Source organism: Streptomyces sp. NRRL F-5122, assembly GCF_001507435.1.
Lineage (GTDB): Bacteria > Actinomycetota > Actinomycetes > Streptomycetales > Streptomycetaceae > Streptomyces > Streptomyces lannensis.
In genome coordinates this window covers 1-364 of record NZ_LMWH01000156.1, presented here as the reverse complement: position 1 = coordinate 364, position 364 = coordinate 1, and the positions used below count along the sequence as shown (strand labels likewise).

The following is a 364-nucleotide window of genomic DNA, read 5'->3' as shown; positions in this document are numbered from 1 at the left end:
GGAAGCCCAGGGATGCGTATACGGGCTCGCCCATGGGGCTGGAGTAGAGGTAGGCGGTCGTGGCCCCTGCTTCCTGTCCTGCGCGGATGATCTCCGCCGTGATGGCCTGCCCGTGGCCTTGCCGCCGATACTGCGGGAGCACGCTGATGTTGAAGACGCCCACGAGGTTGTCGGTGACCGCGGACATCCCTGTACCCACCACAACGCCGTCCGCCTCCGCCAGGTAGAAGGTGAAGTTCTCCGTCTTGGCCAGGGCGGGCTCGGCGAACATCGCGAACACCTCATGGGGAACGCCGAAGCCCTCCGCCATGGTCCGGGCGTACAGCCCCAGCTCCTCACCCTCCACCGGCCGTATGCGCAAGGA

At 66.8% G+C, this 364-nt stretch carries 1 protein-coding gene; it reads right to left on the bottom strand.

From position 1 onward, the window contains the following. A partial coding sequence (locus tag ADL25_RS17350; protein ID WP_159044946.1) for a GNAT family N-acetyltransferase occupies positions 1–364 on the bottom strand: 364 nt, incomplete at both ends.